The organism is bacterium, from assembly GCA_027622355.1.
In the GTDB taxonomy this organism is placed as follows: Bacteria; UBA8248; UBA8248; order UBA8248; family UBA8248; genus JAQBZT01.
Genome location: JAQBZT010000154.1, coordinates 1 through 7,338, shown reverse-complemented (window position 1 = coordinate 7,338; position 7,338 = coordinate 1). Strand labels below are relative to the sequence as shown.

At 64.9% G+C, this 7,338-nt stretch carries 8 protein-coding genes; 5 read left to right on the top strand and 3 right to left on the bottom strand.

The window, feature by feature from the left end:
* Both O2807_09755 and O2807_09750 read left to right on the top strand, forming a co-directional pair.
* On the top strand, positions 1-502 hold a 502-nt coding region (locus O2807_09755; protein MDA1000780.1), incomplete at its 5' end, for a hypothetical protein.
* The gene (locus O2807_09750) at positions 499-1,071 is read left to right on the top strand and encodes a hypothetical protein (GenBank protein MDA1000779.1); all 573 of its coding nucleotides are present in this window, start codon (positions 499-501) and stop codon (positions 1,069-1,071) included. The genes O2807_09755 and O2807_09750, both read left to right, overlap by 4 nt.
* Here O2807_09750 and O2807_09745 read toward each other — a convergent pair.
* Positions 1,068-2,774: a thiamine pyrophosphate-binding protein gene (locus O2807_09745; protein MDA1000778.1), complete on the bottom strand. Its 1,707-nt coding sequence runs from the start codon at positions 2,772-2,774 to the stop codon at positions 1,068-1,070. The genes O2807_09750 and O2807_09745 overlap by 4 nt on opposite strands.
* Before the next feature lie 138 nt (positions 2,775-2,912).
* Between O2807_09745 and O2807_09740 the strand changes: the two genes are divergently transcribed.
* Together O2807_09740 and hisS are read left to right on the top strand one after the other, a co-directional pair.
* Positions 2,913-3,662 carry an NAD-dependent deacylase gene (locus tag O2807_09740; GenBank protein MDA1000777.1) on the top strand — a complete coding sequence of 250 codons (750 nt, stop codon included), beginning with the start codon at positions 2,913-2,915 and terminating at the stop codon, positions 3,660-3,662.
* A gap of 73 nt (positions 3,663-3,735) precedes the next feature.
* A complete protein-coding gene (gene hisS / locus O2807_09735) occupies positions 3,736-5,019 on the top strand; it encodes a histidine--tRNA ligase (protein MDA1000776.1) in 1,284 nt (427 codons plus the stop codon).
* Here hisS and O2807_09730 read toward each other — a convergent pair.
* Positions 4,993-5,946 (bottom strand): GNAT family N-acetyltransferase, encoded by a 954-nt coding sequence (locus O2807_09730; protein ID MDA1000775.1) that lies wholly within the window; start codon positions 5,944-5,946, stop codon positions 4,993-4,995. The two genes, hisS and O2807_09730, sit on opposite strands and share 27 nt — an antisense overlap.
* The gene (locus O2807_09725; GenBank protein ID MDA1000774.1) at positions 5,930-6,322 is read right to left on the bottom strand and encodes an FxsA family protein; all 393 of its coding nucleotides are present in this window, start codon (positions 6,320-6,322) and stop codon (positions 5,930-5,932) included. Before O2807_09725 ends, O2807_09730 begins: the two co-directional genes overlap by 17 nt.
* A 427-nt stretch (positions 6,323-6,749) precedes the next feature.
* On the opposite strand from O2807_09725, the gene O2807_09720 reads away from it, so the two are divergent.
* Positions 6,750-7,338: hypothetical protein (locus O2807_09720; protein ID MDA1000773.1), on the top strand; the 589-nt coding region annotated here is incomplete at its 3' end.

Sequence of the window (7,338 nt, the reverse complement as noted above, 5' to 3'; positions counted from 1 at the left end):
CCGGGAAATTTCCTCGACAGACGGCGTGCGCCTGATCCTCCGCCGCTGGGGAAGGCGCGCGCTGGGCCTCGAGGTCCGCTACCCGCAAGGGAGGTGGTGGCTGAGCATCGGAGAGAACCGCGAAGTCTCCCCCGCCGGACTGCCACAGGGCCGCTTCGATCTCGTGCGGCTCCCCGAGCGGTGGCTGCACGATGAGAATACGCTCAAATGGCTCGCGCGGATGAAGCCCAAGCTGGTGGTGGCCGCCCCTGGTCCGGTAAAATGGCTTCCGCTGGATCAGTGGCGCCGCATCCGGGCGCGCCAGCGGGCACTGGGCTTCTACCGTACCGAGCGGGGCGGGATGGCGCGCATCGTGATGCGGGAGGGCCGCTGGGAGGCCTTCCGCTACGCCCAGCGCCGGCCATGGCCGGAAGTGCGGCCCGGCAGATGGCGCGCCCTTCTTCCCACGGCCGGGAGGCCGCCGCTTCGCCGCGCGGATACTCTTCCCTCTGAGGTCCGATGAAACGCGCCCTGGCTCCAACGGTCTTTTACTCCCGCCGCACGCTTATCTATTGGGCGGCGGGCGCTTTCCTGCTGGCCGCAACGATAGGGGGGTATGCCCTCGTCCGCCTGAAGGAGCAGAGCGAGGCCCGCCTTCAGATCGCCCGCCAAAATCTCCAGATCCTGAAAAAATATGCGGAAGAACTCGCGCGCGAGCAGGCGCGGCTGGGAGGCCAGATTGCGGCGCTGCAGAAAAAAATCCGGGCGGCGGAGAAAAAAAGGGCTGCGGCCCAGGCCCCGCCCGCCCTCATCGTGAAGGAGCGCCTCTTCCCCCTCGCCAAGGCCGTCGAGATATCGCCCGGCCGCCTTTTCGCGACCGTGGCCCGCGTGGAGAGCGGCCGGGTTCTCATCCGTCTGGCGGAAATTTCGGGCACCAAGGAGATCAACCGGAGCAAACGAATCGCGCCGGGAGAGGCCTGGAAATTCTCTCACGGCGGAAAAAGCTACATTCTTCTCGTGCACTCGGCCGCCGCGCGGCCGGCCGGCGCGCGCATCTCCATCCGCCTCGCGGACCCTGCCAAAAAACCCTAGCTTTTTCCGGCGGCATCGGGCGCGGCGTCCTGAACTCCGCGCTGGAACCCTTTCACGGATCGCTCCCACCTTGATGAGAGCACGTCCCGGTCGATCGGGCAGTCGATCACCTGCACCCCGCCCGCCTTGTGGGCCGCGGAGATGGCCTCGCGCAGCGTCTCGGCCGAGGCGGGGCGGTGTCCCCGCGCGCCGAAGGCCTCCGCGAGTTGGACGAAGTCGGGATTGTTCAGCGAGGTTCCGATGTAGCGTCCCCCGAAAACATGCTTTTGTGAATGGCGCAGGGCGTTGAACTCCCCGTCGTCGAAAATGAGGTAGATGATGGAGAGCTGCATCGAGATGGCGGTCGCGATCTCGCCGCAGACCATCGTGAAGCTCCCGTCCCCGACCACGACGCAGACCGGGCGCTCGGGGGCGCCGAGCTTGGCCCCGATGCTCGCCCCGACGGCATAGCCCATGGACTGGTAGGCCGCCGAGAGCAGAACGCTGCGGGGCTGGTAAATCTCGAAGGCCTGCTCGGAAAACCAGCTTTGGGTGGCCGAGGAATCCGAGATAAAAATCGTATCCGGGGGGAGAAGCTCCCGAAGGGTGTGCATGACGAACAGGCCGTGGAAGGGCGGCTTCTGTGGCCGATCGAGAAACGCCTCGAGCCGCTCGGCGTAAAGGGCCTTGCCGGCGCGGACACGGAAATGCCCCTCCCCGGGAGCCTGATCGTCCATCTCCTCGAAGCGCTTGAGCAGCCCCTCAAGAGCGGCCTTGGCGTCGGCCACAATGCCGATCTTGGCGGGGTAGTTCCGGCTCACGCGCTGGGAATCGATGTCAATCTGGATCAAGTTCTCCGGGATCGGGATCTTGAAGTAGAGCGTCGAGAATTGACCAAAACCCGTCCCGACCGCGAGACAGGCGTCCGCCTCGCGGAGCATCTCTTCGCAACCCGCGTTGGTCGCCACCCCGAAACAAAGGGGGTCCGTGTCCGAGAGTATCCCCCTTCCCTTGATGGAGGTCACGACCGGGGCACCCAGCTTGGCGGCCAGCTGATAGAGCTCACGCGCGCAGCCCGCCGCGTTTACCCCGAAACCCGCATAGATGACCGGCCGCTTCGCATCGCGGAGCAGCGCGGCGGCTTGATCGAGCAAGCCCGCGTCGGGGGCAGTGGGCGGCGCCGGGAGCGGAAACGCGGGGCGGCTGAGGGTCTTCTCTTCCTGGGCCTTGAAAAGATCCGCCTTCAGTACCACCTGCACCGGGCCCGGCCGGCCGGCCTGTGCCCAGGCGAACGCCGCCGCCACGGCGGGGCCGATCTCGGCGACGGTGGACGGGACGATGACCTGTTTCACGAAGGGGCGCAGGGCGTTTTCCATGTCCACATCGTGGATTGCGCTGCGGTTCCGCATGGAATCCGCGAGGGCGGCGGTCACTGCGACGAGGGGGACCGAATCCTCATGGGCGGACTGAAGGGCGGTGGCGATGTTCGTCCCGCCCGGGCCCGGCACCGTGAAGACCACGCCCGGCCGCCCGGACACCTTGGCGTAGCCGTCCGCCGCGAAGCCGGCGCCCTGTTCGTGGCGATGGATGACGGGCTGAATCTCGGGGGCATCTATCAGCGCGTCATACACAGGGAGGGTCAGCGTGCCCGGGATGCCGAAGAGAAACTCCGTCCCATTTTCCTTGAGGGCGTCCATCAACGCCTCGGAACCCGTGCGGGCCATATCAAGCTCCTTTCCTGTGCATGGAACATGGATGCGGACCAAACTAGGCCCCCGGCCCCGGCCGAGTCAACACGGGAAGGTGGATTTATCGCATCCGGCGGGATAATCTAACCGCATCCCGCCCGGACAGGAGCCCGCATGTTCAGCCAAGCCGCCATCACCGCCCTGCGCGCGGCCCGCCACCTCGCCGTGCTGACCGGCGCGGGGGTGAGCGCCGAGAGCGGGGTGCCGACCTTCCGCGGCGCGGGCGGTCTCTGGCGCAACCACGACGCCCTCTCGCTGGCGACCCCCGAGGCCTTCGCGCGCGATCCGAAACTCGTCTGGGAGTTCTATAACTACCGGCGCGAGGTGCTGGCGCCGCTCGACCCGAATCCCGGCCATTACGCCTTGGTGGCGCTGGAGAAAAAACTTCCCGGATTCTCGCTGATCACCCAGAACATCGACAATCTGCACCGCATCGCGGGCGGGGAGAATCTCTTCGAACTGCACGGGAACATCTGGCAGATCCGCTGCACCGATCCCCGCTGTGAAAATACACAAACCCCCATCGAGAACCGGCAGGTGCCGATCGAACCTCTCCCGCCCCGATGCGGGAAATGCGGCGCACTAATGCGGCCGAACATCGTCTGGTTCGGCGAGATGCTCGATGGGAGAGTGCTTCGGAGTGCGCTGGCGGCGGTTTCGGCGTGCGATTTTTTCATCGTCGCCGGCACCTCGGCCGCCGTTCAGCCCGCGGCGAGCATGCCCATCATGGCGCGCCAGGCCGGGGCGTTCGTGATCGAGATCAATCCCGAGGAGACCGCCCTGAGCGCACTGGTCAACGAATCACTTCAGTCTCCCTCGGGGACAGCCCTTCCCCGGCTGTTCGAGGCGGCCTTCGGCGGATGAGACCGGCTGGCATCAGGGCGCGGTTTCCCGCCATAATCCCCCCGGCGTCAAAGAAGACAGGGAGAATTTTTTCGTGGCCAAACCCAAGCTGACGGCCGTGCGCGGGGTCCGGGACATCCTTCCCGGCGAGGCGCGCCGCTGGCATGCGATCGAACAGAAAGCCCGCGAGGTGCTCGCCCGCTACGGCTACGGCGAGATCCGCGTGCCCACCTTCGAGCGGACCGAGCTCTTCGCCCGCGGCATCGGCGAGGGCACCGACATCGTCACCAAGGAGATGTACACCTTCGACGACAAGAGCGGCGATTCCATCACCCTTCGCCCCGAGGCCACGGCCTCGATCTGCCGCGCCTATGTGGAACACGGCCTCTACAACCGCCCCGGAGTGGCCAAGCTTTTCTGCGTGGGCCCGATGTACCGCTACGAACGCCCCCAGGCGGGGCGCTTCCGCCAGTTCCACCAGATCGACGCTGAGGCCTTCGGCTCGGAGGATCCTGCTCTCGACGCCGAGGTGATCGTCATGCTGATGGAATATCTCGGCGTACTTGGCCTCTCGGAACTCGGTCTCGAGATCAACAACCTGGGCGATGCCCAGTGCCGCCCGGCCTATGCAGAAGCCCTGAAGGCGTACCTCCTGGAGGCGGCTGGCGATCTCGGCAAGGAGATGCGCGAGCGGATCGAGCGCAACCCCCTGCGCATCCTCGACAGCAAGGACCCGGCCCATCGGGAGATCATCCAGGACGCTCCGACGATTGATGAATTCTGGAACGATGCCTGCCGGGCACACCTCGACGCGGTGTGCGCCCATCTGGACCGGGCAGGGGTGCGCTACACCCGCAACCCCCGGCTGGTCCGGGGACTGGACTATTACCGCCTGACCGTCTTCGAGGTCGTCAGCGGCCAGCTGGGGGCGCAGAACGCCGTGTGCGGAGGCGGCCGCTACGACGGCCTCGTCGAGGAGTTGGGCGGCCCGCCCACCCCGGCCATCGGATTCGCCATCGGGATTGAGCGGCTCTTCACGCTGAGCGAAAAGGCCGGCTCCGGGGAAAGTGACGCAGCGCCGGATGCCGAGATTGATGTCTTTGTCGTTCCCCTGGGCGAGCCGGCCGCCGCCGAGGCCTTCGCCCTCGCCGGGGAGCTGCGGCAAAAGGGGATTCGCACCGAATTTTCCTTCGGCGGCGGCAGCATGAAGAGCCAGATGAAGCGCGCCGACCGCTCGGGTGCCCGGTTCGTGGTGGTGGTGGGGGAGGAAGAACTTTCGCGGGGCGCCGTCGGCCTTCGCGACATGCGCGAGAGCCGTCAGGAGGAGCTTCCGCGCGGGGAGATCGCCGGGCTACTCGCCGCCCGTCTCGGAACTTGAGGGCGCACTATCTGCCCTCCATTCATAGACGCTGATCATGATCGATTCCTCAAAGCCCAGGCTTACGTAAAAACCCCGGGCCCTCTCATCCTCGCGATCGACGATCAGCTCCAGAACCTGAAGATCTTTGCCGAGCGCGTGCCGCGCGGCCGCCTCAATCAGCACCCGGCCGAAACCCCGCCGCCGATACGCGGGCCGGACGCCGATGTCCGGTATGTAGGCGACCGCTTCGCCGGCCGAGATCCGATCGGGGTTGAGGGCGAGCACGACCATGCCGGCCGCTTCAAAAGATCCGCCCTCTTCCACCTCCAGAATCAGGCAATTCTCCGGAGCGGTGTCGCGCTCCTCGAACCAGGCGGCCACATTGTCCCCCGAATGAAGGCGGAAGTTCCAGCGATCCTCGAAAATCTCGTTGTAGAGATGGGCCAGCACCGGCAGATCCTCCGGTGTGGCGGCCGAGCGGACGCGCAACCCCTTCGGCAATTTGCTCTCGAGGAACTGCTCGATGCGCTCATGAAAAAAAAGGAGGAGATTGCGGACGCCCCGCCCTCCGGTGGCTTCGACAAATTTGAGCGGGACCGGCCCCGGAAAGTAGCCAATCAGGCTCTCAAAGCCGTGTTCCACGATGGCGGCCCGCACCGCCTTGAGAAGCGCGTCTCCCGTGCCGCCGTGCCGGTGCCGCGGGGAGACGAACAGGACATCCATGCAGGCGCAGTTCCGGGCGTTGGCCTCGGAATCGGGCACGAGGCGACAGATGCCCACCGGCTCGGCCTCGTCCTCCGAAAACGCAAGCAACACCTGCGATCCCGGCACATCGCTCATCCCCTCGGCCCGGCCCGTAGGATCGCCGATGGCCTCCGCGAGCAGGGACTGGACGGCCTTCCGGTCCCCTGCTTCCGCCGGTCTGATCCTAACGCCGGATGACATGGATTTTCCCCTCGCGCTGCATCTGCTCAATCTTCCGCATCACCCACCCGCGGATATGCCGGCGGATGGCGGGCACCATGAGCGAAAACCCGAATGCGTCGGTCAACAGGCCGGGCGTCAGCAGGAGAAGTCCCCCGGCCAGCACCATGGCGCCGTCCACAAGCTGCACCCCCGGCAGGCGGCCCTGGCCCATCTCCCGCTGAATCTCTCCCAGCACATAAAAGCCCTGGCTCCGGGCCGCCCACGCACCCAGCGCCCCCGTCAGGATGACGATGCCCACCGTCGGAGCAAAGCCGATGGCCTGGCCGAGATCGATCAGGATCATCACCTCCAGAAGCGGCACAAGAGTAAAGACCAAAAACAGACGCAAAAGCACGTCAGCCTCCAGGAAAAAAGCAAAAAAACAGCGGCAAATGGAGCAACATCATGTTACCACATGCGGGGAAATGCAAAAGATACCACCCGAACCTCGCCAAAATGTGTTCTGGGACACCGTGCAACCTTTTTCCTTTCCCGATACACTGCTCCTATCGGATATGCTTTCGGGGGAAGCGATGGCGCGGCGTAAACCCGGCTTTTGGAAGAAAATTCTCCGCCATTTTCGCCCGCCCACTTTTCAGGAGGCGCTAGAGGAATCAGAACGGGAGATGCGGAATAAGCCGATCCAGATGCAATGCCCGGCGTGCGGCGAGATCGTTCCCCTCGCCGATCGCTGCGCGAATTGCGGCCGCCCCCGCCACCCTTCTGTCGATCATCATATCTAGCCCCGAGAGCCCATCGCCGGTGTCCGAGGAGGGCCGGGAATGAAAACGCCCGTTGCAGCGAAGAAAGAGCACTCCGACGCGCCTTCCTTTTCCCCCATCCTGGATTTCTGCAATTCCCCCCTGGACCGGAACAACTGGAAAAATGCCTGCCTTTTTTTGCTCCTGCAGGAAAAGGTTTTTCCCTTCGCCGTTCCGGAGAATCCGGAAAAAGCCTTCGAAAAGTACCACTACAAGGGTGCGGGCGTGACCTTCGGGAACATCACCTTCGTACAGTTGCGGCTCCGGGAAATCCTTGAGGACATCGCGTCCGGCGAGCAGTTCAACTCCGCTCACATCGAGTTACTGAACGCCGCGCTGGGCGAGGCCCGCGGCCTCCGCTTCCGTCTGGATCGCATTCTTCCCGAGGAGGAGAGCGGCGCCAGCGCCCTTTCCCTGAATCCGCAAACCTTCGACCTCCACATCCTTCTCCATTTCATCGCCGCCCGATTCCTCGCCAGCGTCAATCCCCGGCGCATGCGCCTGTGCCCGGACTGCGAAAAAATCTTTCTCCAGAAGAATTCCCGGAGGAAAAAATTCTGCACCGACAGCTGCCGCTTCCGGTATCACAACCGCGTTCGGGTCGAAAACG

Coding starts and splice junctions, on each gene's coding strand:
- O2807_09750 (MDA1000779.1), top strand. CDS start 499: ATGAAACGCGCCCTGGCTCCAACGGTCTTTTACTCCCGCCGCACGCTT.
- O2807_09745 (MDA1000778.1), bottom strand. CDS start 2,774: ATGGCCCGCACGGGTTCCGAGGCGTTGATGGACGCCCTCAAGGAAAAT.
- O2807_09740 (MDA1000777.1), top strand. CDS start 2,913: ATGTTCAGCCAAGCCGCCATCACCGCCCTGCGCGCGGCCCGCCACCTC.
- O2807_09730 (MDA1000775.1), bottom strand. CDS start 5,946: ATGTCATCCGGCGTTAGGATCAGACCGGCGGAAGCAGGGGACCGGAAG.